General features: G+C 71.1%; 21 protein-coding genes. 16 read left to right on the forward strand and 5 right to left on the reverse strand.

From position 1 onward, the window contains the following. Positions 1-56: 56 nt before the first annotated feature. On the reverse strand, positions 57-734 hold the full coding sequence (locus tag V2J18_RS13765) for a glutathione S-transferase (RefSeq protein ID WP_336132042.1): 678 nt from the start codon (positions 732-734) through the stop codon (positions 57-59). A gap of 83 nt (positions 735-817) precedes the next feature. Here V2J18_RS13765 and V2J18_RS13770 point away from each other — a divergent pair, with 83 nt between their 5' ends. Further along, a complete protein-coding gene (locus V2J18_RS13770; RefSeq protein WP_336132043.1) occupies positions 818-1297 on the forward strand; it encodes a YaiI/YqxD family protein in 480 nt (159 codons plus the stop codon). 15 nt (positions 1298-1312) lie between these two features. Here V2J18_RS13770 and V2J18_RS13775 read toward each other — a convergent pair whose 3' ends face one another. Then, positions 1313-2581 (reverse strand): MFS transporter, encoded by a 1269-nt coding sequence (locus V2J18_RS13775; protein ID WP_261370068.1) that lies wholly within the window; start codon positions 2579-2581, stop codon positions 1313-1315. Between the two features lie 83 nt (positions 2582-2664). Then, complete coding sequence (locus V2J18_RS13780; protein WP_064747507.1) at positions 2665-3447, reverse strand: DeoR/GlpR family DNA-binding transcription regulator; 783 nt, start codon at positions 3445-3447, stop codon at positions 2665-2667. 268 nt (positions 3448-3715) lie between these two features. On the opposite strand from V2J18_RS13780, the gene V2J18_RS13785 reads away from it, so the two are divergent. Further along, positions 3716-5758: a DEAD/DEAH box helicase gene (locus V2J18_RS13785; protein WP_064747506.1), complete on the forward strand. Its 2043-nt coding sequence runs from the start codon at positions 3716-3718 to the stop codon at positions 5756-5758. A 236-nt stretch (positions 5759-5994) separates the two neighbouring features. Next, positions 5995-6750, forward strand: coding sequence for a type 1 glutamine amidotransferase (locus V2J18_RS13790; protein WP_064747505.1), 756 nt, complete (start codon positions 5995-5997; stop codon positions 6748-6750). 262 nt (positions 6751-7012) lie between these two features. On the opposite strand, the gene V2J18_RS13795 is transcribed toward V2J18_RS13790, so the two are convergent. Continuing rightward, complete coding sequence (locus V2J18_RS13795; protein ID WP_336133111.1) at positions 7013-7894, reverse strand: pseudouridine synthase; 882 nt, start codon at positions 7892-7894, stop codon at positions 7013-7015. A gap of 232 nt (positions 7895-8126) precedes the next feature. Between V2J18_RS13795 and V2J18_RS13800 the strand changes: the two genes are divergently transcribed. From V2J18_RS13800 to V2J18_RS13810, 3 genes are all read left to right on the forward strand, one after another. Further along, positions 8127-8684, forward strand: coding sequence for a YaeQ family protein (locus tag V2J18_RS13800; RefSeq protein WP_336132044.1), 558 nt, complete (start codon positions 8127-8129; stop codon positions 8682-8684). A 1-nt stretch (position 8685) separates the two neighbouring features. Then, positions 8686-9876 (forward strand): BaiN/RdsA family NAD(P)/FAD-dependent oxidoreductase, encoded by a 1191-nt coding sequence (locus V2J18_RS13805; protein ID WP_336132045.1) that lies wholly within the window; start codon positions 8686-8688, stop codon positions 9874-9876. 121 nt (positions 9877-9997) lie between these two features. Beyond that, positions 9998-10741 carry a hypothetical protein gene (locus V2J18_RS13810; RefSeq protein ID WP_336132046.1) on the forward strand — a complete coding sequence of 248 codons (744 nt, stop codon included), beginning with the start codon at positions 9998-10000 and terminating at the stop codon, positions 10739-10741. A gap of 102 nt (positions 10742-10843) precedes the next feature. On the opposite strand, the gene rimO is transcribed toward V2J18_RS13810, so the two are convergent. Next, entirely contained in the window at positions 10844-12235 is a 1392-nt protein-coding gene (gene rimO, locus V2J18_RS13815; protein ID WP_336132047.1) for a 30S ribosomal protein S12 methylthiotransferase RimO, read from the reverse strand. Positions 12236-12373: 138 nt separating this feature from the next. Between rimO and V2J18_RS13820 the strand changes: the two genes are divergently transcribed. From V2J18_RS13820 to pcp, 10 genes are all read left to right on the forward strand, one after another. Then, on the forward strand, positions 12374-13036 hold the full coding sequence (locus V2J18_RS13820; RefSeq protein WP_064747501.1) for a dienelactone hydrolase family protein: 663 nt from the start codon (positions 12374-12376) through the stop codon (positions 13034-13036). Further along, positions 13033-13443, forward strand: a complete 411-nt coding sequence (locus V2J18_RS13825) for an HIT domain-containing protein (RefSeq protein WP_064747500.1) — start codon at positions 13033-13035, stop codon at positions 13441-13443. Before V2J18_RS13820 ends, V2J18_RS13825 begins: the two co-directional genes overlap by 4 nt. A 23-nt stretch (positions 13444-13466) precedes the next feature. After that, positions 13467-14171: a 5-oxoprolinase subunit PxpB gene (pxpB, locus tag V2J18_RS13830; protein ID WP_336132048.1), complete on the forward strand. Its 705-nt coding sequence runs from the start codon at positions 13467-13469 to the stop codon at positions 14169-14171. Next, a complete protein-coding gene (locus V2J18_RS13835) occupies positions 14168-15142 on the forward strand; it encodes a 5-oxoprolinase subunit C family protein (protein WP_064747499.1) in 975 nt (324 codons plus the stop codon). Before pxpB ends, V2J18_RS13835 begins: the two co-directional genes overlap by 4 nt. Before the next feature lie 286 nt (positions 15143-15428). Beyond that, the gene (locus V2J18_RS13840; RefSeq protein ID WP_336132049.1) at positions 15429-17258 is read left to right on the forward strand and encodes a DUF885 domain-containing protein; all 1830 of its coding nucleotides are present in this window, start codon (positions 15429-15431) and stop codon (positions 17256-17258) included. A 469-nt stretch (positions 17259-17727) separates the two neighbouring features. Beyond that, entirely contained in the window at positions 17728-17892 is a 165-nt protein-coding gene (locus tag V2J18_RS13845) for a LiaI-LiaF-like domain-containing protein (RefSeq protein WP_087960695.1), read from the forward strand. 27 nt (positions 17893-17919) lie between these two features. Further along, on the forward strand, positions 17920-18663 hold the full coding sequence (locus tag V2J18_RS13850) for a LamB/YcsF family protein (protein WP_336132050.1): 744 nt from the start codon (positions 17920-17922) through the stop codon (positions 18661-18663). A gap of 82 nt (positions 18664-18745) precedes the next feature. Further along, positions 18746-19453, forward strand: a complete 708-nt coding sequence (locus V2J18_RS13855) for a DUF969 domain-containing protein (RefSeq protein WP_336132051.1) — start codon at positions 18746-18748, stop codon at positions 19451-19453. Continuing rightward, a complete protein-coding gene (locus tag V2J18_RS13860; protein ID WP_336132052.1) occupies positions 19450-20430 on the forward strand; it encodes a DUF979 domain-containing protein in 981 nt (326 codons plus the stop codon). The genes V2J18_RS13855 and V2J18_RS13860 overlap by 4 nt, the downstream gene beginning before the upstream one ends. Continuing rightward, a complete protein-coding gene (pcp, locus tag V2J18_RS13865; protein WP_336132053.1) occupies positions 20427-21080 on the forward strand; it encodes a pyroglutamyl-peptidase I in 654 nt (217 codons plus the stop codon). The genes V2J18_RS13860 and pcp overlap by 4 nt, the downstream gene beginning before the upstream one ends. The last annotated feature ends 24 nt before the right edge of the window (positions 21081-21104 follow it).

Genomic DNA, 21104 nt, shown 5'->3' on the forward strand with positions numbered 1-21104 from the left:
GAAGCTTCAAGATGGGTGCCGGCCGGCGCGAATCCAAGCCGCCTGCGCCGCGGCCCTCAGCTCAACAGCGAATAGGGCCCGCCCTTCTCCAGCGCCCGCTGGTAGGCCGGGCGGGCGCGAATGCGCTCGACGAAGGCCTGCATCCTCGGCCGCTCGCCGCCGGCGCGCGCCGCCGCGGCCTCGACCGGAAAACTCATCTGGATATCGGCCGCGGTGAAGCGCTCGCCGGCGAACCATTCGTGCCGGCCCAGTTCGCTTTCGATGTATCCCAGGTGCAGGGCCAACTGCGGCCCGACGAAGGCCGACAGGGCCTTGTCGGCGATCCCGCGCGCGACCGGCTTGACGAAAAACGGCATCGGCGCCGACTTCAGCCGCGCGAACACCAGGCTCAGCAACAACGGCGGCATCGCCGAGCCCTCGGCGTAATGCATCCAATAGCGATAGCGCCGACGCTCCTCGCCGTCCAGCGGCTGCAACGGCGGCGACAGCCGGTGCTCGCCGTCGTAGCGCTCGCACAGCGTTTCGATGATCGCCGCCGACTCGGCCAGCACCTGCCCGTCCAGTTCCACCACCGGCGATTTCCCCAGCGGATGCACCGCGCGCAGTTCCGCCGGCGCCAGCAGGGTCTTGGGATCGCGCTGGTAGCGCACGATCCGGTACGGCAGCTCCAGTTCCTCCAACAGCCACAGCACGCGCTGGGAACGGGAGTTGTTGAGGTGGTGGACCGTGATCATGGCCGGCGCGTCCGTGGGGCTGGCGGCCATGGTACGGGAAGCCGATGCCGACGCGCCGGACCGATCCACGGCAAACTGGCGCGATGAGCGATGCCTCTTCCCCGCCAATCACACCGCAGATCTGGGTCGACGCCGACGCCTGCCCCGGCCCGATCAAGGAGATCCTGTTCCGCGCCGCGGACCGGGCCCGGATTCCGCTGACCCTGGTCGCCAACCAATGGCTGCGCACTCCGCCCTCGCCCTACATCCGCGCGATCCAGGTGCCGGGCGGGCTGGACGTGGCCGACAACGAGATCGTGCAGCGGCTGGCCGCGGGCGACCTGGTGGTGACCCAGGACATTCCGCTGGCCTCGCTGGCGCTGGAGAAAGGCGCGGTGGCCTTGAATCCGCGGGGCGATCTCTACACCCGCGACAACATCGCCGAGCGCTTGTCGGTGCGCAATTTCATGGAGGAGCTGCGCGGCGCCGGGGTGCAGACCGGCGGCCCCGCCGCGTTCCATGCCCGCGACCGCCAGGCCTTCGCTGCGCAACTGGACCGCTGGCTGGCACGGCGCCCGCGCTGAACGCCGGCCGGCGGGTCAAGCCTGGCGGGCGATGCGCGCGCCGGCCGCGACCGCGACCAAGGCCAGGCCCAACAATGCGAACGCCAGCGGCAGGCCGCCGATGCGCGCGATCGCGCCGATCGCGGCCGGGCCGGCGAGGATGCCGGCATAGCCCAGGGTGCTGACCGCCGAGATCGCCGCGGCCGCCGGCATCGCGCGCTGCTGGCCGGCGGCGCTGAACAGGATCGGCACGATGTTCGAGCAGCCCAGTCCGATCAGAACGAAACCGAGCAGGGTCGCGATCGGCGACGGCAACGCCGCGGCGAGCAGGAAGCCGAGCGCGGCGCAGGCGCCGCCGACGGCCTGCACCCGGCGCGGCCCGAAGCGTTGGACGATGCGGTCGCCGTTGAAGCGGCCGACGGTCATCGCCAGGGCGAAGGCCGCATAACCGATGCCGGCCGCGCTGGAGTCGACGCCGCGCGCCGACACCAGCAGCAGCGCGCTCCAGTCCAGCATCGCGCCTTCGGCCAGGAACACCACGAAGCACAGCGCGCCGATCAGCGCCACCGCGCCTCGCGGCAGCGCGAACATCGCGCCGCCGCCCCCTGCGCCGTAGCGCAACAGTCCCCGGCTGCCCGCCGACAGCAGCACCGCCAGCGCGACCGCGGCGGCCAGCGCCGCGGTCAACGGCGTGGCCTGCCACCACAGCAGGCCGCCGACCAGACCGGCGCCGGCGATGCCGCCGACGCTGAAAAACCCATGGAAACCCGACATCAGCGCGCGGCCGCCGGCTTTCTCGACGATCACCGCCTGGATGTTGATCGCCACGTCGATGGTGCCGATCGCCGCGCCGAAGCCGAACAGCGCCAAGGCCAAACCCGGCACCGACGCGCAGTACGCCAGCAAGGGCAGGCAGGCGCAGACCGCGGCACCGGCCAGCAGGATCACCTTGCGACAACCGTAGCGAGCGGCCAGCGCGCCGGTCAGCGGCATCGCCGCGATCGAGCCGGCGCCGAGCGCGAGCAACAGCAGGCCCAAGGTGCCTTCGTCGACGCCGGTGCGCGCCTTGGCGTAAGGCACCAGCGGCGCCCATGCCGCCATCGCCACCCCGGCGACGAAGAAGGCGATGCGGGTCGACAGGCGCTCGCGCGCGCCGATCGCGCAGGAGGGCGCGGAAGAATCCGCCGCAGCGGCCACCGAGGCGGGCATCGCGTCGTTTGCGCCCGGCGCGCCGGGCGGCTCCGGCGCGGCGTCGGCGCGCACGGCGGGCGAGTCGGAGGCGGCGTGAGGATCGAGCGGATTCATGGGGAGTCCCGGTTCACAGGCGGCCGGCGGCCGCGCAGGGGCAAGGCGGCCGATGCGATAGGCGTCGGCGCCGAGGCTGTGGCTCATCGCGCTGGCGCGGCGCGCAGCACGCGTACGCCGCGGTGGGCGAAGGCGTCGGCCTGGGCCGTGTCGCCGCCGTGCTCGATCACCAGCGCGTGCAGCGCGTCGGCGCCCAGCACCGGATAGCGCGCCGCGGTACCCAGCTTGTCGTCGGTCGCGGTCGCCACCACCGCGCGGCTGGCCGCGGCGACGGCCTGCTTGAACTGCGCGTCCTCGTAGTCCAGCGCGCTCACGCCGACGTCGGCGTCGGCGCCGCACACGCCGAGAAAATACAGATCGCTGCGCAAGGCCTCGGCATCGCGGGTCGCGGCGCGGCCGAGGCTGGCGCCGACGCGCGGATCGACCCGGCCGCCGATCACGATCAGCTGCAGATCCTCGCGCTCGGCCAGGCGCGCGGCGATCGCCGGCGCGTTGGTGGCCACGGTCAGCCGACAGTCCGCCGGCAAGGCCTCGGCGATCGCCAGATTGGTCGAGCCGGCGTCGAGGAACAGCAGTTGGCCGGGCTCGACCAACGCCACCGCGGCGCGCGCGAGTGCCGCCTTGCGTGCCGGCTCCAGGCCCCGTCGGCGGGCCAGCGGGCCGTGATCCGGGGACAGGGGCAAGGCGCCGCCGTAGACGCGCCGGCACATCCCGGCCGCGGCCATTTCGCGCAGATCGCGGCGGATGGTGTCGTGCGAGACCTCCAGTTCGCGCGCCAGATCGACCGCGATCACCCGGCCCTGGGCCAGCAGGCGCTGCAGGATCAGGCCCTGGCGTTGCTGCGGCAGCAGTTCTTCGGTGGACATGGGCAGACACTCGTTTGTGCACGATTTGATTCAATTGTGCATAAACGTGCAAACACGTGCAAGCGCCACCGAGCGACATTTCCGCGCCCGGCCGCAACCGGCGGCGAACCGGCCGATCCGGCACAACCCGCCCCGTCCAGCGGCGAAACAGCGCCCGAACCGACCTACCGCACGTCGCCCGGCGCGCGGCCGAGCCGAAGCTCCACCCGCATACAGGTAGACTGGTGGGTCTCCCGACCGGCCTCGCCGGCGCTGCTAGAGCCTCGACATGAGCGCCGACACGCCCAATACCGCCCCCGAAACGCCCAAATTCACCGACCTCGCCCTGCCGGAGACGCTGCTGCGCGCGCTCGCCGACGTCGGCTACGAGTCGCCTTCGCCGATCCAGGCCGCCACCATTCCGCCGCTGCTGGAAGGCCGCGACGTGCTCGGCCAGGCCCAGACCGGCACCGGCAAGACCGCCGCGTTCGCGCTGCCGATCCTGGCCGCGATCGACCCGGCCCAGGCCCGCCCGCAGGCGCTGGTGCTGGCGCCGACCCGCGAGCTGGCGATCCAGGTCGCCGAGGCGTTCCAGAAGTACGCCACCCACCTGCCCGGTTTCCACGTGCTGCCGATCTACGGCGGCCAGAGCTATTACCCGCAGCTGCAAGCGCTCAAGCGCGGCGTGCAGGTCGTGGTCGGCACCCCCGGCCGGGTCATCGACCATCTCGAGCGCGGCTCGCTGGACCTGTCGCAGCTGCGCTGCCTGGTCCTGGACGAAGCCGACGAGATGCTGCGCATGGGCTTCATCGACGATGTCGAGGCGGTGCTGAAGAAGACCCCGGAAACGCGCCAGGTGGCGCTGTTCTCGGCGACCATGCCGCCGCAGATCAAGCGCATCGCCCAGACTTATCTCAAGGAACCGGTCGAAGTCGCGATCAAGGCCAAGACCACCACCTCGGCCAACATCCGCCAGCGCTACTGGTCGGTCAGCGGCGTGCACAAGCTCGACGCGCTGACCCGCATCCTCGAAGCCGAAACCTTCGACGCGATGATCGTGTTCTCGCGCACCAAGCTCGGCACCGAGGAGCTGGCCGAGAAGCTGTCGGCGCGCGGCATCTCGGCCGCGGCGATCAACGGCGACGTGCAGCAGGCGCAGCGCGAGAAGACCATTCAGAACCTCAAGGACGGCAAGATCGACGTCCTGGTCGCCACCGACGTGGCCGCGCGCGGCCTGGACGTGGAGCGGATCAGCCACGTGCTGAACTACGACATTCCCTACGACACCGAAAGCTACGTCCACCGCATCGGCCGCACCGGCCGCGCCGGGCGCAAGGGCGAGGCGATCCTCTTCGTGACCCCGCGCGAGCGCGGCATGCTGCGCGCGATCGAGCGCGCCACCCGCCAGCCGATCGAGCCGATGGAGCTGCCGAGCGTGGAGACGGTCAACGAGCAGCGCGTCTCGCGCTTCCTCGGCCGCATCAGCGAGGCGCTGGAAAGCCAGGAGCTGGGCCTGTTCCGCGATCTGGTCGAACGCTACGAGCGCGAGAAGAACGTGCCGGCGGTGGAGATCGCCGCGGCCCTGGCCAAGCTGGTGCAGGGCGAGAACCCGCTGTTGCTGGCCCCGCCGGCGGCGCAGCCGCGCTACGCCGAACGCGATGGGCCGCGCGAACACCGCGGCCAGGCCACGCGCAAGTTCATCGAGCGCGACAACGCGTCCAATTCCGGCGCGCATCGCCGCGACAAGTTCGAGCGCCCGGCGCGCGACGAAGCCCGTCCGTCCCGTCACGACGAGGAGCGCGGCGGGCATCGCCACGAGCAGCGCCAGTACACCCCGCCGATGCCGGGCGCATCGTCCGAGCGCCCGCTCAACGCCGCCGAGTCGATGTTCGACGACGACGCGCCGGCGCCGCGCCACGAGCGCGCGCCCGAGCGCAGCCACGAGCGCGCGCCGCGCGAGGCCGAGGTCGGCATGGAGACCTTCCGGATCGAAGTCGGCCACGCCCACGGCGTGCAGCCCGGCAACATCGTCGGCGCGATCGCCAACGAAGCCGACCTGGAGAGCCGCTACATCGGCCGCATCGACATCCGCGACGAGTACACCCTGGTCGACCTGCCCGAGGGCATGCCGCGCGAGCTGATGGAGCACCTGAAGAAGGTGCGCGTCGCCGGTCAGCCGCTGCGCATCCAGCGCGCCGGCCCGGGCGACGCCGAAGGCGGCCGCGGCCGCGCTCGCCCCGGCGCGTTCCGTCCGCACGGCGCGCGTCCGGGCGGTCCCAAGCCGCACGGCGCCGGCCCGCGCAAGCCGTTCAAGCCGCGCGGTCCGCGCTGAGGCTGGTCGCCGCCCTCCCCCGATCCCTCCCCCGCAAGCGGGGTGAGGGGGGCGCGCTCGCGCGCCACCGAACGCCCGAACGCAAAGCGTTCGGGCCGGAGAGCGAATCGGCCGGTCGCTGCGTGCCGGCGCGACCCGGCCTCCTCCGTGCCCAAACCAGAAGTCATAAGCCCAGCGCCCCACAGCGCGCGCCGCGTTTGGCATAGTCGCAGGCGTAAGCCGCAACGCCGCCGCTCATGTCCCGCATTCTGGTCTTCCAACACGTCGCCGCCGAGCCGCTGGGCACGCTCGACCCGCTGATCCGCCGCCGCGGCCACCGCATCCGCTTCGCCAATTTCGACCGCCATCCCGAGGCCCAGCCCAACGTCGACCGCTACCGCGGCCTGATCGTGCTGGGCGGGCCGATGAACGTCGAAGACCAGGCCGCGCGGCCGCATCTGCGCACCGAGCTGCTGGCGATCGAACGCATGCTCGAACAGGGCAAGCCGGTGCTGGGGATCTGCCTGGGCGCACAATTGCTGGCCCACGTGCTCGGCGCGCCGGTGCGCAAGCACCACCGCCCGGAAATCGGCTGGTATCCGATGCAAACCACCGCGGCCGGCGCCGCCGATCCGGTGCTGGCACCGCTGGCCGGTACCGCGCCGGTGTTCCAGTGGCACCGCTACAGCTTCGAGATTCCCAACGGCGCCCAGCACCTGGCGCGCACGGACAGCTGCGAACAACAGGCTTTCCGCTGGGGCGACAACGCCTACGGCTTCCAGTTCCACCTGGAAATGGACGTGCCGCTGATCGAGCGCTGGCTGGCCAACCCGGTCTATCGCCAAGAGCTGGCCGAACTCGGCCACGACACCAGCGAAGAGGCGATCCGCGCCCGCACCGTCGAGCACATCCACGGCATGCAGACGCGCGCCGACGCGGTGTTCAACAATTTCCTCGACCTGATCGGCCGCCCGCAAAGGCGCTACACCCTGCCCTCGCGCGAGTGGGTGTGAGCGCGGAACCCGAGAGGTAGCAGCGGCGCAAGCCGCGACCGCGCTGTCTCGACTGCTCGCCGACCATGGCTCGACGAGCAGCCACCAGACTGCATGCGCTGACCGCTGCGTTCGGCACGGTGGTTAAGACGCGAGACCGGGGCTCCGCAGCCGCGGCTTGCGGCGCTCGACAGGGGCGTCTGTTTCGGTCTTCGTTGCGATCACCCAGGCCGTGCGGGTTCCGCGTGCCCGCGGCGCGGCCCACGCCGCTCCTACAACAGGCCTACAGGCTCAGGCCGCTGTCGTAGCGGCGTTCGCGGCCGTCCAGCGGGTCGACGAACTGCAGCGAACGCGCCAGCAGCTTCAACGGCCGCGCGTAATCGTCCGGCGCCTGCGGCGCCAGCGGGTAGAACCGGTCGCCGAGGATCGGCGCGCCCAGCGCGGCCAGGTGCACGCGCAGTTGATGTTTGCGTCCGGTGACCGGTTCCAGCGCATAGCGCCAGACCGATTCGCTGCGCTCCATCACCTCGATCCGGGTCTCGCTGTTCGGCTCGCCCTCGGCCTCGCGCATCAGAAAGAACGGCTCGCCGGGAACGATGCGCGAGCGCCGCAACAGCGGGAACGCACGCTCCGGCAACGGCGGCGCCAGCGCCTCATAGCGCTTGCGGATGCGCCGCGCGCGGAACAAGGCCTGATAGGCGTCGCGGCTGGCCGGATCGCGCGAGAACAGCACCAACCCGGCGGTGGCCGCGTCGAGCCGATGCAACGGCGCCAAACCCGGCTCGCCGTAGCGCCGCTGCAACCGCCCCAGCAAGGTCTCGGCGACATGCCGGCCGGCCGGCGCCACCGCCAGGAAATGCGGCTTGTCGACCACCAGCAAGCGGGTGTCGGCATGCACGATGCGCTCCTCGAACGGAACCCGCGCCTCGTCGGCGACTTCGCGGAAGTAGCGGACCTCCATGCCGACGCGATACGGCGTCGATGCGGCCAGCGCGCGCCCCTGCGCATCGAGCACGCGGCCGCGGGCGAAGCGGTCCAGCCAGCGCTCGCGGCCGATCGCCGGAAACCGCGCGCACAAGCCGTCCAGCAAGGTCGCCCACGCTCCTGGGGGCAATTGCAGGCGGCTGGGCGCCGCGGAGTCGGCAAGCGGGTCGGTCCGGGGCATCGGCATGCGCGCATGATCGCGCACTTCGCGGCCCTACCTGCAGCCGTCCCCGGCCCGCCGGCTCGCTGCGCGAACCGTCCCGATCGAAACCGTCCGGGCAAGCGCCGTTCAGGCCGCTCCGTCCGAATCGCCCCCCGGCCGGCCCGGTCGGACCGGGCGCCCGAATCGCGCCGACCGACGCCGGTGCGCGCAAACGCCTAGAATGCGCGCTGTTTTTACCGCAGGGCCGCCCATGGCGCCGAATGCCACCATCGTCAAAATCGAACTGCAGGTCAGCGACATGGACCGGCACTACTACGCCGGCCACAACCTGACCCTGGCCCAGCATCCGTCCGAAACCGAGCAACGCTTGATGGTGCGCCTGCTCGCCTTCGCCCTGCACGCGCACGAGCGGTTGGAGTTCGGTCCGGGGCTCAGCGGCGAGGACGAACCCGAACTGAGCCTGCGCGACTACAGCGGCGAGATCGAGCTGTGGATCGACGTCGGCCAGCCGGACGAATCGCGCATCCGCAAGGCCTGCGGCCGCGCGCGCCAGGTGGTGGTGGTCAACTACGGCGGCCGAGCCGCCGACCTCTGGTGGGATAAGAACGCCGCCGGCCTGCGCCGGCTGAAGAACCTGACCGTGCTCGACGTCGACACCGACGCCGTCGAGGCCATGGCCGGGCTGGTCCAGCGCAGCTTCCGCCTGGACTGCCAGATCCAGGACGGCGAGGTCGCGTTGAGCACCGACAGCGCCCAACTCGGCCTGACCCCGACCGTGCGCCACGGCGCGGAAACCCGGGCGGCCTGAGATGGCGGAGCGTTACGACGCCGTCATCGTCGGCGGCGGCGCCGCCGGCTTGATGTGCGCGCTGACCGCCGGCCGGCGCGGCAAGCGCGTGCTGGTGCTGGAGCACGCCAACAAGGTCGGCAAGAAGATCCTGATGTCCGGCGGCGGGCGCTGCAATTTCACCAACACCGGCACCGCGCCGGCGAATTACCTGTCGGCCAATCCGCATTTCTGCAAGTCGGCGCTGGCGCGCTATTCGCCCTGGGATTTCATCGCGATGGTCGAGCGCCACCGCATCGCCTACCACGAGAAAGAGCTCGGCCAGCTGTTCTGCGATCTGTCGTCGAAGCTGATCGTGAAGATGCTGGTCGACGAATGCCAGGCCGCCGGCGTGCGGATCGAAACCGGCCACGGCATCGACGCCCTGCACCACGGCGACGGCGACGACGCGCCGTTCCGCCTGCACACCGCGCACGGCAACGTCGCCACACCGGCCTTGGTGGTGGCCAGCGGCGGGCTGTCGATCCCGAGCATGGGCGCCAGCGGCTTCGGCTACGAACTGGCGCGCCGCTTCGGCCACCGCGTGCTGCCGACCCGCGCCGGGCTGGTGCCGCTGACCCTCAGCGGCAAACACCAGGAACGCTTGCACGACCTCAGCGGGGTCGCCCTGCCGGTGACCGCGAGTTGCAACGGCCAAGCCTTCAGCAACCAGATGCTGATCACCCACCGCGGCGTCAGCGGCCCGGCGATCCTGCAGATCTCGTCCTACTGGCAGCCCGGCGACGATCTGCGCCTGGACCTGTTGCCCGGCCGCGACGCGCTGGACTGGCTGCTCGCCCAGCAACGTCAGCGGCCGGCGGCCGAACTCAAGACCGTGCTCGGCGAAACCCTGCCCAAGCGGTTCGCCCAGCGGCTGTGCGAGCTCTGGCTGGCGAACAAGCCGATGAAGCAGTACAACGCGCCGGAGCTGAAGCAGTTGGCCGCGACCCTGTCCGATTGGCCGCTGGTCGCGAGCGGCACCGAAGGCTACCGCACCGCCGAAGTCACCCTCGGCGGCGTCGACACCGACGAAGTCTCGTCGAGCACGATGCAGTCCAAGCGCGTGCCGGGCCTGTACTTCGTCGGCGAAGTGCTCGACGTCACCGGTTGGCTGGGCGGCTACAACTTCCAATGGGCGTGGGCGTCGGGCCATGCGGCGGGCTTGGCGGTGTAGGGTGCGGGATTGGGGGTTCGGAGTCCCGCGCCTGTCGGCGCCGTCGCCCGGCTCCCGCTTCCCCCCTGTCTGCCGCCCTGCCTTACCATCCCCTCTCTCCCTCCGGACAAGGATGCCGCTCATGCCCCTGCTTCCCCGCTCTCGCGTTTTCGCCGTCGCGCTGCTGAGCGCGCTGGTCCTGGCTCCTGCGGCGGCGGCCGAGCGGACCGCGCTGGCGCCGGGCGAGTACATCACCGGCAAGGGCTGGGGCACGCTCAAGATCAGCGCCGGCGGCAGCGGCCGGCAGCGGTTCGAGATCCTCACCGTCAATGTCGGCCATTACTGCGAACTCAGCGGCACGCTCGAGCGCGGCCGCGGCCGGGTCGCCGCCGACGGCGACCTGCCGGAATGCCGCATCACCCTGGCCGACAACGGCGAAAGCATCGACGTGGCGATGACGACGCCGGCCGAGTGCAAGCGCTACTGCGGCGCCAACGGCGGCTTCGATGCCGACTATCTGAAGGTCGCGCCCGAGTGCGCCAGCGACGGTCTGCGCCGCACTCGCGACGCGTTCAAGCACAGCTACGACGGCAAGCGCTACGCGCAGGCGCTGGCGACCCTGGCGCCGGTGCTGAGCCGATGCGGGCGCACCCTGAGCTGGGAGGACGAAGGCGATATCCGCAACGACCTGGCCATCACCCAGTACCACAACGGCCGTTATCGCGAATGCCTGGCCACCCTGCAGCCGTACGCCGAAGAGGCCGCGCTCGACGATGCCGAACTCGCCGACAGCTGGCCGCCGGTGCTGCTCGACCGTCGGCTCAGCATCGTCCGTCCGGCGCGGACGAATCTGCGCCTGTGCAAGCGCAAGCTGGGGCTGCGCTGAGGTTTCGCGGCCGCGCCCGCCGGGGCTGACACGCAAATCCCCTGCCGCGTCGCCGCGGCGCAAAGCGACAGCGCTGTCGCTCCCGCCCCGGCCATCGCCCCCTCACTCCGGCAGCAGCGCCTCGCCGTACAGATCGTGCTCGTCGCTGCCCATGATCTCGACGTCGACGAACTGGCCGACGCGCAGTTGCGCTTCCAGGCCGTTCTGGATCTGCACCAGGCCGTCGATCTCCGGCGCGTCGGCCATCGAGCGGGCGATCGCCAGATCGCCGTCGATCGCGTCGACCAGACAGCGCTGCACGCTGCCGACCTTGGCCTCGAGCTTGGCCGCGGAAATCTCCGCCTGCCGCTCCATGAAGCGGGCCAAGCGCTCTTGCTTGACCTCTTCATCCACCGGATCGGGCAAGTCGTTGGCCTGGGCGCCGTCGACCGGCGAATAGGCGAAGGCGCCGACGCGGTCGAGTTGGGCTTCGTCGAGGAAATCGAGCAGTTCTTCGAACTCGGCCTCGGTCTCGCCCGGGAAACCGACGATGAAGGTGCTGCGGATGGCGATGTCCGGGGCGATCGAGCGCCAGCGCTGGATCCGCTCCAGGGTCTTGTCGACCGCGCCGGGGCGCTTCATCAGCTTGAGCACGCGCGGGCTGGCGTGCTGGAACGGGATGTCCAGGTACGGCAGCAGCTTGGGCATGCCGTGGGCGCCGTTTTCCGCCATCAGCGGGATGATGTCGTCGACGTGCGGGTATGGATACACGTAGTGCAGGCGGGTCCAGATGCCGAGTTCGGCCAGGCCCTCGCACAGCGCCTTCATCCGGGTCTGGTAGCCGTTGCCGCGCCATTCGCGCGCGGCGTACTTCAGGTCGACGCCGTAGGCCGAGGTGTCCTGCGAGATCACCAGCAGCTCCTTGACCCCGCCCATCGCCAACTTCTCGGCTTCGCGCAGCACTTCGTCGACCGGGCGCGAGACCAGGTCGCCGCGCATCGAGGGAATGATGCAGAAGCTGCAGCGGTGATTGCAGCCTTCGGAAATCTTCAGATAGGCGTAGTGCTTCGGCGTCAGCTTGATGCCGATGCCGTCGTCGAGCCGATGCGAAGCCGGTCGCGGCACCAGGTCGATGAACGGATCGTGCCTGGGCGGCAGCGCCGCGTGCACCGCGCTCATCACGCTGCCGTAGTCCTGCGGGCCGCTGATCGACAGCACGTCCGGATGCGCTTCGCGGATCAGCTCCGAGCGCTTGCCCAGGCAGCCGGTGACGATGACCTTGCCGTTCTCGGCGATCGCCTCGCCGATCGCGTCCAGCGACTCGGTCACCGCCGAATCGATGAAGCCGCAGGTGTTGACCACCACCACGTCGGCGTCGTCGTAGCTCTGCACGATGTCGTAGCCCTCGACCCGCAGCTGGGTGAGGATGCGCTCGGAATCGACCAGGGCCTTGGGGCAACCGAGGCTGACGAAACCGACTTTGGGATTGGCGGGCGAAACGCTGGCGGAAGACATGAACGCGGAGACCTGAACGAGGACGCCCGATGGGCGGCGGGCCGGCGGCCCGGATCCGGCGACGCCGGGGGCGCGAATTATAGCCTCCGCGGCTAAACTGGCCGCGAACCAAGGTTCATTCGCATAGGAGCAAGGCCCATGGCCCAGTGGATCGACCTCGACACCCCGGCCGGCCCGGTCCGCGCCTGGCGCGCCGACCCCAGCGGGGTGCCGCGCGGCGGCCTGGTGGTGATCCAGGAGATCTTCGGCGTCAACGCGCACATCCGCGCGGTCGCCGAGCGCTTCGCCGAAGCCGGCTACGTCGTGCTGGCGCCGGCCGTGTTCGACCCGGTCGAGACCGGGGTCGAACTGGGCTACGACCAGTCTGCGGCCGCGCGCGGGGTCGAGCTGCGCAACGCGGTCGGCTTCGACCGCGCCAGCGACATCGTCGGCGCCGCCGCGCACCGGCTGCAGAGCGAGGGCCTGCGCACCGGCGCGGTCGGCTTCTGCTGGGGCGGTTCGCTGGCCTTCCTGGCCAATACCCGCCACGGCCTGCCCGCGGTCAGCTACTACGGCGCGCGCACCCTGCCCTTCCTCGGCGAAGCGACCCGGGCGCCGATCGCGTTCCACTTCGGCCGCCACGACGGCAGCATCCCGCCGGAAGCGATCGAACAGCACCGGCAGGCGCTGCCGAACGCGCCGATCTACCTTTACGACGCCGGCCACGGCTTCAACTGCGACCAGCGCGCCGACTACGACCCCGACAGCGCCGCACTGGCCTGGCGGCGGACCCTCGACTTCTTCGCAGACACGCTGAAATGAACGCCTGGCACCTGCACCCGCAACTGGCCGACGACACCCATCCGGTGGCGCAATTCGAATTGTGCGAACTGCGCCTGATGGACGACGCCAATCATCCCTGGCTGATCCTGGTGCCGCGGGTGGACGGCGCGGTCGAGCTGATCGATCTCGACGAGGCTCAGCAGCAGGCGCTGACCCGCGAAATCGCCCGTACCAGCCGCGCCCTGCAGGGCGCGTTCAAGCCGCACAAGCTCAACGTCGCCGCGCTCGGCAATCTGGTGCCGCAGTTGCACGTGCACGTGATCGCGCGCTACCGCGAGGACATCGCCTGGCCGCGGCCGGTATGGGGCATGGCCACCGCCCAGCCGTATTCGCCGGAAACCCTGGTCCAACGCATCCGCCGGCTGCAGGACGCGCTGGCGGAGTGACGCCCGCGACCGGCTCGCCGCCCATGCCGCCGATCGCGTTCGAACCGCTGGCCGACGACGCCTGGCTGCTGCGCCTGGGCGAGCGCATCGACGACACGCTCAACGCCCAGGTGCATGCCTTGGTCGCCCGCCTGCGCCGGCAACCGCCGCCGTGGCTGCGCGACGTGGTGCCGGCCTACGCCAGCCTGGCGGTGTTCTTCGATGCGCAAACGATCGACGCCGAAGCCGCGCTGGATTGGCTGCACGCGCAATGGCACTCGCGCCAAGGCGACGACGACGACGCAGTCGGCGACGCATGCCTGGTCGAAATTCCGGTCGCCTACGGCGGCGACTACGGCCCCGACCTGGAGCCGTCTGCGGCCGAACTCGGACTGTCGCCGTTGCAGTTGATCCAGCGCCATGCCGGCGCGCAGTACCGGGTCGCGATGATCGGTTTCGCCCCCGGTTTTCCCTACTTGTCCGGCCTCGACCCGGGGCTGGCCCTGCCGCGCCTGAACACGCCGCGCACGGCGGTCGCGGCCGGCAGCGTCGCCATCGGCGGCGCCCAGACCGGGATCTACCCGCGTCCCGGCCCCGGCGGCTGGCGCCTGCTCGGGCGTACTCCGCTGAACCTGTTCGATGCCACCCGGACGGCGCCGACCTTGCTCATGCCGGGCGACCGGGTGCGGTTCGTGCCGATCGACGCCGACGCGTTCGAGCGCTTGCGCGCGCAGGCGGCCTGGCCATGAACCGCGCCCCCGCCGCCATCGAAGTGCTCGCGCCCGGCCCACTCAGCAGCCTGCAGGACCAGGGCCGGCCGGGATGGCGCCACCTGGGCGTGGCGCACAGCGGCGCGTTGGACCCTGGTTTGGCCGCGCTGGCCAACCGCCTGGTCGGCAACGACGAGAACCAGGCCGTGCTCGAGATGTGTTTGCACGGTCCGCACTTGCGCCTGCTGCGGCCGCTGCGTCTGGCCTGGCTGGGCGCGGCGCTGGATTTGCGTTTCGATGCCCGGCCCTTGCCGGCGACGATGGGGCGGCCGATCGAGCTGCCGCCCGGCGAACTGCGCCTGGGCGGTTTGCGCGGCGGCGTGCGCGCCTGGCTGGCGGTGGCCGGCGGCTTCGCCGCGCCGCCGGTACTCGGCAGCCGCAGCACCGACCTGCGCGGCGGTTTCGGCGGCTACGCCGGCCGCGCCCTGCAGGCCGGCGACCGGCTGACACTCGGCGAACAGTGCGGGCCCGCGACCGAGGCGCCGCGCTGGAGCCGCTGGTGGATCGACCCCGAGTTCGATCCGCCGACCCAGGCCCCGATCCGCTACCGCGCCCTGCCCGCGCCGGCCCTGGCCGAGGCGCAGGCGCGTTTCGCCGCGCAGGCCTGGAGCGTGGCCGCGGCCAGCGACCGCCAGGGCCTGCGCCTGGCCGGCGCCTCGCTGCCGGCGCCGGCCGCCGCCGGCGTGTCGGAGCCGGTCGCGCCCGGCACCGTGCAATTGCCGCCGGACGGACAACCGATCGTCTTGCTGGCCGATGCGCAGACCGTCGGCGGCTACGCCCGCCTCGGCCACGTCATCGCCGCCGACCTGCCGCGCCTGGCCCAGGCCGCTCCGAACGCGCCGTTGCGCTTTCGCGCCTGCGATGCGGCCGAAGCCGCGGCGGCCTGGCGCGAGCGCCAGCAACGCCTGGCGCGCTTACGGGTGGCCGTGGATGCGCGCTTGCGCGACTGAACCCGCGCCTGGCCTGAAGGCTTTCGCCAGTTCGCGACTCTTGCGGCATGGCCGCGTGTGCGAGGCCACGGTGTCGCTGAACCGGCGCGCGCCGCGTTCGCCGCCGGCTGCGGCGGCGACACCGCGCGGGAACGGTGCCGGAACTGTGCCGGATTCTGCATCCGCCTAGGGCAAAAGACACTATCGCCGCCGCAGCCGGAACCGCGAGGATCGGCGACATCGTCGCGATCGGCTCCGCGCCGCGCGCCGCCCCGCCCCGTCGCCATCGCTGTCCGGAGGTTTCCGCATGCCGTCCCTGCGTCTGCTGTCGTTGTCCGTCTGCGTCGCCGCCGCGCTGAGCGCCGGCTGCAAACAGGGCGCGCCCGCGCCCGCCTCCCAACCCGCCGACAGCGCCGCCGCGCCGGCCGTGGCCGATGCCGCCTGGGACAGCGCGGTCGACCAGTTCATCCAGGGCTTCTTCGAGCGCTATCCGACCTGGGGCGCGAACGCCGGCAAGCACGAATTCGACGGCCGCCTGCCGGACTTCTCGCCGGAAGGCCTGAAGCGCACCGCACAGTGGCTGCACCAGCAGCGCGACGCCGTCTCCGCCTTCGCCGACGACCGGCTCACGCCCGCGCAGCGCTACCAGCGCGACTACGTGCGCGCGGTGATCGACGGCCAATTGTTCTGGCTGGAAGACTCCGGCTTCGCGACCAAGAACCCGGCCTTCTACATGGGCGACCTGTCGCCGAGCATGTACCTGACCCGTCCCTACGCGCCGCTGGAGCAGCGCATGGCCGCGTTCGCGACCTATCAGGAAAACCTGCCCAAGGCGGTCGCGCAGATCCGCGCCAACCTGCAGGGGCCGCTGCCGGACACCTACATCCAGCTCGGCAGCGCGGTGTTCGGCGGCATGGCCGAGTTCTTCGACAAGGACGTGCCGAAGATCTTCGCCGGGGTCCAGGACGAGAAGCTGCAACTGCGGCTCAAGCAGTCCAACGCCATGGCCACGGTGGCGCTGCGGGAGTTGGCCGAGCACATGAAACTGCAGAAGGGCCGGGCACCGGTGGACTTCGCCCTGGGCGCGGACAAGTTCGCCAAGATGCTCAAGGCCACCGAGGGCGTGGACCTGCCGCTGGACCGGCTGAGGGCCGCCGGCGAAGCCGACCTGGCGCGCAACCTGGCTGCGCTGCAAAGCGCGTGCGAGGCCTATGCCAAGGGCAAGCCGATCGCCGAGTGCATCGAACAGGTCAACGCCGACAAGCCGGCCGGCGGCGCGGTCGAGGGCGCGCGCAAGCAACTGGTCGGGCTGCGCCAGTTCCTGGTCGACAAGGACCTGGTGACGATTCCGGGCACCGAGGAGGCCAAGGTCGAAGAGGCGCCGCCGTTCAACCGCAACAATTTCGCCTACATCGAGATCCCGGGGCCGTACGAAAAGAACCTGCCCTCGGTGTACTACATCGCCCCGCCGGACCCGAAGTGGCCCAAGGCCGAACAGGACGCGTATGTCCCGGGCAAGGCCGACCTGCTGTTCACTTCGGCGCACGAAGTCTGGCCGGGGCATTTCCTGCAGTTCCTGCACGCCAACCGTTCGCAGTGGAAGTTCGCTCAGTTGTTCGTCGGCTACGCCTACGCCGAGGGCTGGGCGCACTACACCGAAGAGATGATGTTCGACGCCGGCCTGGACGGCGCGACGCCGGAGATCCACATCGGCCAGCTGACCAACGCACTGCTGCGCAACGTGCGTTACCTGTCCGCGATCGGCCTGCATACCGGCGGTATGACCGTGGCCGAGTCCGAGCAGATGTTCAAGGACAAGGCCTTCCAGGACCCGGGCAACGCGCGCCAGCAGGCCGCGCGCGGCACCTACGACCCGGCGTATCTGAACTACACCCTCGGCAAGCTGATGATCCAGCAGTTGCGCGAAGACTGGACCGCATCGCGCGGCGGCCGCAGCGCCTGGAAGTCGTTCCACGACCAGTTCCTGAGCTACGGCGGCCCGCCGATTCCGCTGCTGCGCGCGCAGATGCTCGGCACCGCGCCGGAGACCAAGTTGTGGATGGCGCCGGCGGCGACCGCCGCGTCCACCGCGACGGCGGCGACGGCCGCGCCGGCCCCGGCCAACGGCTCGCGCTGAGCCGGAGCGAATCCCCGGCGCAGCGGCCGCGCCACGACGCCGATTCGCGCAGGCGCCCGCCCCCTTATCCCGAGGGGGCGGATGCTCCCGGCGCAACCGCGCGCTCAACAAGCGCGCAGCAGCCCGCCCCTTTCAAAAGACGACCAACGGGCTTGCCCTACCGCCTCCATCTCTCGCGCCGCCATCGCGCCGCGACGCCGGCGCACGCATGCGCCCGCTCCGCCGTGGCAACGGACCGATTGCCGAAGTCAGGCATCTCCGGCCACCGCCGTGTCCGCCATCGACATCGACATCGATGCCGTATTGCACCGCAACAAACGCAACCCCATCGATCCCATCGCGTCTCGCGCCCAACCGATCTGCGGCCTGCGTCCCCTATCCGCCGCGCCCTCTTGGTCGCCTACTCCAACCCGACTAGACTGCATGCGTCCCCGGGCCCGGCGCCCCGCATCAGCACGAGAACGCAGCAATGAAATCCCATGTCGTCGGCGCCCTGATCCTGATCGTCATCGGCACCCTGTTCCTGCTCAACAACCTCGGCTTCACCAACCTCAGCCTGACCAAGCTGCTGCTGACCTGGTGGCCGGCGATCCTGATCGCGGTCGGCCTGGGCCTGCTGTTCAAGCGCAACTAGCCGCGCATCGAACCCCGCGGCAAGGCCATGCAGTACCGCATCGACTTCAATTGCGACCTCGGCGAAGGCTGCGGCGACGATGCGGCGATCCTGCCCTACGTCAGCTCGGCCAATATCGCCTGCGGCGGCCATGCCGGCGACGAGTCGACCATGCGCGCGACCCTGCGCCTGTGCCGCGAACACGGCGTCGCCGCCGGCGCGCATCCGGGCTACGACGATCCGGAACACTTCGGCCGCCGCACCTTGTCGCTGGACCGCGACGAGATCGGCCTGCTGATGCTCGGCCAGCTCGCCCGGCTCGGCGCGGTCGCCGCCGGCGAGGGCGTGCGCCTGACCCACGTCAAGCCGCACGGCGCGCTGTACAACCTCGCCGCCGACGACCGCGTCGTCGCCGAGGCCATCGTCGGCGCCGTCGCCGCGTTCGATCCGCAGCTGATCGTCTACGGGCTGGCCCAGTCGCAACTCACCGACGCCGCCGAACGCACCGGCCTGCGCGCCGCGCACGAGGTGTTCGCCGAGCGCGGCTACGCCGGCAACGGCCGCCTGTTGCCGCGCGGCCGGCCCGGCGCGGTGATCGAATCGCTGGCGCAGGCGATCGCCCAGGTCCGCCGCCTGGTTCTCGACGGCGAAGTCGACACCGCCGAGGGACCGCTGCGCCTGCGCGCCGACACCCTGTGTCTGCACGGCGACCGCGCCGACGCGCCGGCCTTCGCCCGCGCCGTGCGCGAGGCGCTGCTGGCCGACGGCGTGCGCATCCAGGCGCTGGCCTGAGCCGCATGCGCATCGGCCGACGCTCCCGATCCTCCCACTCCACACTCCCCGCCCCCGCTGCCGCCGCCCGCGAGGTGATGCAATGAACTATTGGCCCCTGCTCGGCGTCGCCGCCGTGGTGCTGGGTTTCGTGCTGCGATTGAACCCGGCCCTGGTCGTGGTCGCCGCCGGCTTCGTCACCGGACTCAGCGCCGGCCTGTCGCCGCTGGACGTGCTCGACGTGATCGGCAAGGGCTTCGCCGAGAAACGCTTCCTGCTGCTGTTCCTGCTGACCCTACCGGTGATCGGCCTGCTCGAACGCCACGGCCTGAAAGAACATGCGCAACGCTGGATCGCACGTTTGCGCGGCGCGACCCTGGGCCGCCTGTTGATCGCTTATCTGCTGATGCGCCAGCTCGCCTCGGCGGTCGGCCTGACCAGTCTCGGCGGCCATCCGCAGACCGTGCGTCCGCTGCTGGCGCCGATGGCCGAAGGCGCCGCCGAAAGCCGCCACGGCGCGCTCGATGCGGACCAGCGCGAGCGGATCCGGGCCATGGCCGCCGGCACCGACAACGTCGGCCTGTTCTTCGGCGAAGACATCTTCATCGCCTTCGGCGCGGTGCTGCTGATCCAGAGTTTCTTCGCCGAGCACGGGCTCCAGCTCGACCCGTTGCAGATCGCCTTGTGGGGCATCCCGACCGCGATCTGCGCCTTTGCCATCCACGTCGTGCGCATCCTGCGCTTCGAACGCCGGCTGACGCGCCAACGCGCCGCCGCCGCGGACCTCGAACCGGGAGCGCCGCCGGCATGATTGCGCACAACGACGCCGGCGGCCTGCTCACCCTGGACTTCGTTTACTGGCTGATGGGCGCCTATTTCGCCGCGCTGGCCCTGCGCGGCGCGCGCGACCGCGCCAACCCGCGGCGCTGGGGCACGGCGGCGTTCTGGGGCCTGATCGCCGTGCTGATGGTCGCCGCCGAGCACCTGCCGGTGCGCGCGGTCGGCGTCTGCGTGGTCGCACTGGCGGCCCTGGCCGGGTTCGGCGCGCTCGGCAAGGGCGCCTATGCCGAGACCGACGCCGACTACAAACAGGCCGAGGCGCAGCGGCTGGGCAATCGCCTGTTCTGGCCGGCACTGCTGATCCCGACGGTGACCCTGGTCGGCGCGCTCGGCCTCAAGCACGTACGCATCGGCCAAACGCCGTTGCTGGACCCCGCCAACCTGACCCTGATCGCGCTGGCGCTGGCCTGCGTGGCGGGCCTGATCGCCGCCTGCCGGCTGACCCGGCAGACGCCGTGGAGCGGGATCGAACAATCGCGCCGGCTGGTCGACGCGATCGGTTGGGCCGCGTTGCTGCCGTTGCTGCTGGCGACGTTGGGCAGCGTGTTCGAAGCCGGCGGCGTCGGCCAGGCGGTGGCCGGCGTCGTGCGCGCCGTGATCCCGGTCGACAACGCCTTCGCGGTCGTGGTCGCCTACGCCGTCGGCATGGCCTTGTTCACCGTGATCATGGGCAACGCCTTCGCCGCGTTTCCGGTCATGACCGCCGGTATCGCCTTGCCGTTGCTGGTCCAGCAGCACGGCGCCGACGCCGCATCGCTGGCCGCGATCGGCATGCTCTCGGGCTATTGCGGCACCTTGCTGACGCCGATGGCGGCCAACTACAACCTGGTGCCCGCGGCCCTGCTCGAACTCAAGGACCCGTACGGGGTGATCCGCGCGCAGTGGCCGACCGGTCTGCTCCTGCTGGGCTGCAATGTCCTGCTGATGTATTGGATCGCTTTCCGGTGACCGACCTGCCCTGCGTGCTGCTGACCGGCTTCGCGCCGTTCGGCGGCGAAACCGAGAACCCCAGCTGGGACGCGGTGCGCCGGCTCGACGGCGAAACGCTCGCCGGCCATCGCATCGTCGTCCGCTGCCTGCCGGTCGCGTTCGACGCTTCGCTCGATGCCTTGCGCACGGCGATCGAGCAGACAGCGCCGGCCCTGGTCTTGTGCGTCGGCCAGGCCGGCGGACACGCGCAGCTGGCGCTGGAACGCGTCGCGATCAACGTCGACGACGCGCGCATCCCCGACAATCTCGGCGCGCAGCCGATCGACCGGCCGGTGGTCGAGGGCGGCCCGGCGGCTTATTTCAGCGACCTGCCGATCAAGGCCATGCGCGCGGCCCTGCTCGCCGCCGAGATCCCGGCCGAGATTTCGCAGACCGCCGGCACCTATGTCTGCAATCACGTGTTCTACGGACTGATGCACGCGCTGCGCGAACACGCCGGCGTTCGAGGCGGCTTCATCCACATTCCGTATGCTCCCGCCCAGGCCGCGCGCCATCCCGGCGCGCCGAGCCTGGCGATCGAGACCGTCGCCGCGGGCCTGCGCGTGGCGCTGCGCACGGCCCTCGACACCCGCACCGACCGCCGCCTCGCCGGCGGCGCCGAGCACTAGGCCCGACGCCTTCCTCTTGCCCTG

This window comes from Lysobacter firmicutimachus (genome assembly GCF_037027445.1).
GTDB classification, from domain to species: domain Bacteria; phylum Pseudomonadota; class Gammaproteobacteria; order Xanthomonadales; family Xanthomonadaceae; genus Lysobacter; species Lysobacter firmicutimachus.

What these genes read in the sequence shown, in the direction of transcription:
- V2J18_RS13860 (WP_336132052.1), top strand. Translation starts at nt 19,450, where the DNA reads ATGATTGCGCACAACGACGCCGGCGGCCTGCTCACCCTGGACTTCGTT.
- V2J18_RS13855 (WP_336132051.1), top strand. Translation starts at nt 18,746, where the DNA reads ATGAACTATTGGCCCCTGCTCGGCGTCGCCGCCGTGGTGCTGGGTTTC.
- V2J18_RS13800 (WP_336132044.1), top strand. Translation starts at nt 8,127, where the DNA reads ATGGCGCCGAATGCCACCATCGTCAAAATCGAACTGCAGGTCAGCGAC.
- V2J18_RS13805 (WP_336132045.1), top strand. Translation starts at nt 8,686, where the DNA reads ATGGCGGAGCGTTACGACGCCGTCATCGTCGGCGGCGGCGCCGCCGGC.
- rimO (WP_336132047.1), bottom strand. Translation starts at nt 12,235, where the DNA reads ATGTCTTCCGCCAGCGTTTCGCCCGCCAATCCCAAAGTCGGTTTCGTC.
- V2J18_RS13850 (WP_336132050.1), top strand. Translation starts at nt 17,920, where the DNA reads ATGCAGTACCGCATCGACTTCAATTGCGACCTCGGCGAAGGCTGCGGC.
- V2J18_RS13790 (WP_064747505.1), top strand. Translation starts at nt 5,995, where the DNA reads ATGTCCCGCATTCTGGTCTTCCAACACGTCGCCGCCGAGCCGCTGGGC.
- V2J18_RS13770 (WP_336132043.1), top strand. Translation starts at nt 818, where the DNA reads ATGAGCGATGCCTCTTCCCCGCCAATCACACCGCAGATCTGGGTCGAC.
- V2J18_RS13835 (WP_064747499.1), top strand. Translation starts at nt 14,168, where the DNA reads ATGAACCGCGCCCCCGCCGCCATCGAAGTGCTCGCGCCCGGCCCACTC.
- pxpB (WP_336132048.1), top strand. Translation starts at nt 13,467, where the DNA reads ATGCCGCCGATCGCGTTCGAACCGCTGGCCGACGACGCCTGGCTGCTG.
- V2J18_RS13810 (WP_336132046.1), top strand. Translation starts at nt 9,998, where the DNA reads ATGCCCCTGCTTCCCCGCTCTCGCGTTTTCGCCGTCGCGCTGCTGAGC.
- V2J18_RS13765 (WP_336132042.1), bottom strand. Translation starts at nt 734, where the DNA reads ATGATCACGGTCCACCACCTCAACAACTCCCGTTCCCAGCGCGTGCTG.
- V2J18_RS13780 (WP_064747507.1), bottom strand. Translation starts at nt 3,447, where the DNA reads ATGTCCACCGAAGAACTGCTGCCGCAGCAACGCCAGGGCCTGATCCTG.
- V2J18_RS13795 (WP_336133111.1), bottom strand. Translation starts at nt 7,894, where the DNA reads ATGCCCCGGACCGACCCGCTTGCCGACTCCGCGGCGCCCAGCCGCCTG.
- V2J18_RS13785 (WP_064747506.1), top strand. Translation starts at nt 3,716, where the DNA reads ATGAGCGCCGACACGCCCAATACCGCCCCCGAAACGCCCAAATTCACC.
- V2J18_RS13845 (WP_087960695.1), top strand. Translation starts at nt 17,728, where the DNA reads ATGAAATCCCATGTCGTCGGCGCCCTGATCCTGATCGTCATCGGCACC.
- V2J18_RS13775 (WP_261370068.1), bottom strand. Translation starts at nt 2,581, where the DNA reads ATGAATCCGCTCGATCCTCACGCCGCCTCCGACTCGCCCGCCGTGCGC.
- V2J18_RS13820 (WP_064747501.1), top strand. Translation starts at nt 12,374, where the DNA reads ATGGCCCAGTGGATCGACCTCGACACCCCGGCCGGCCCGGTCCGCGCC.
- V2J18_RS13840 (WP_336132049.1), top strand. Translation starts at nt 15,429, where the DNA reads ATGCCGTCCCTGCGTCTGCTGTCGTTGTCCGTCTGCGTCGCCGCCGCG.
- V2J18_RS13825 (WP_064747500.1), top strand. Translation starts at nt 13,033, where the DNA reads ATGAACGCCTGGCACCTGCACCCGCAACTGGCCGACGACACCCATCCG.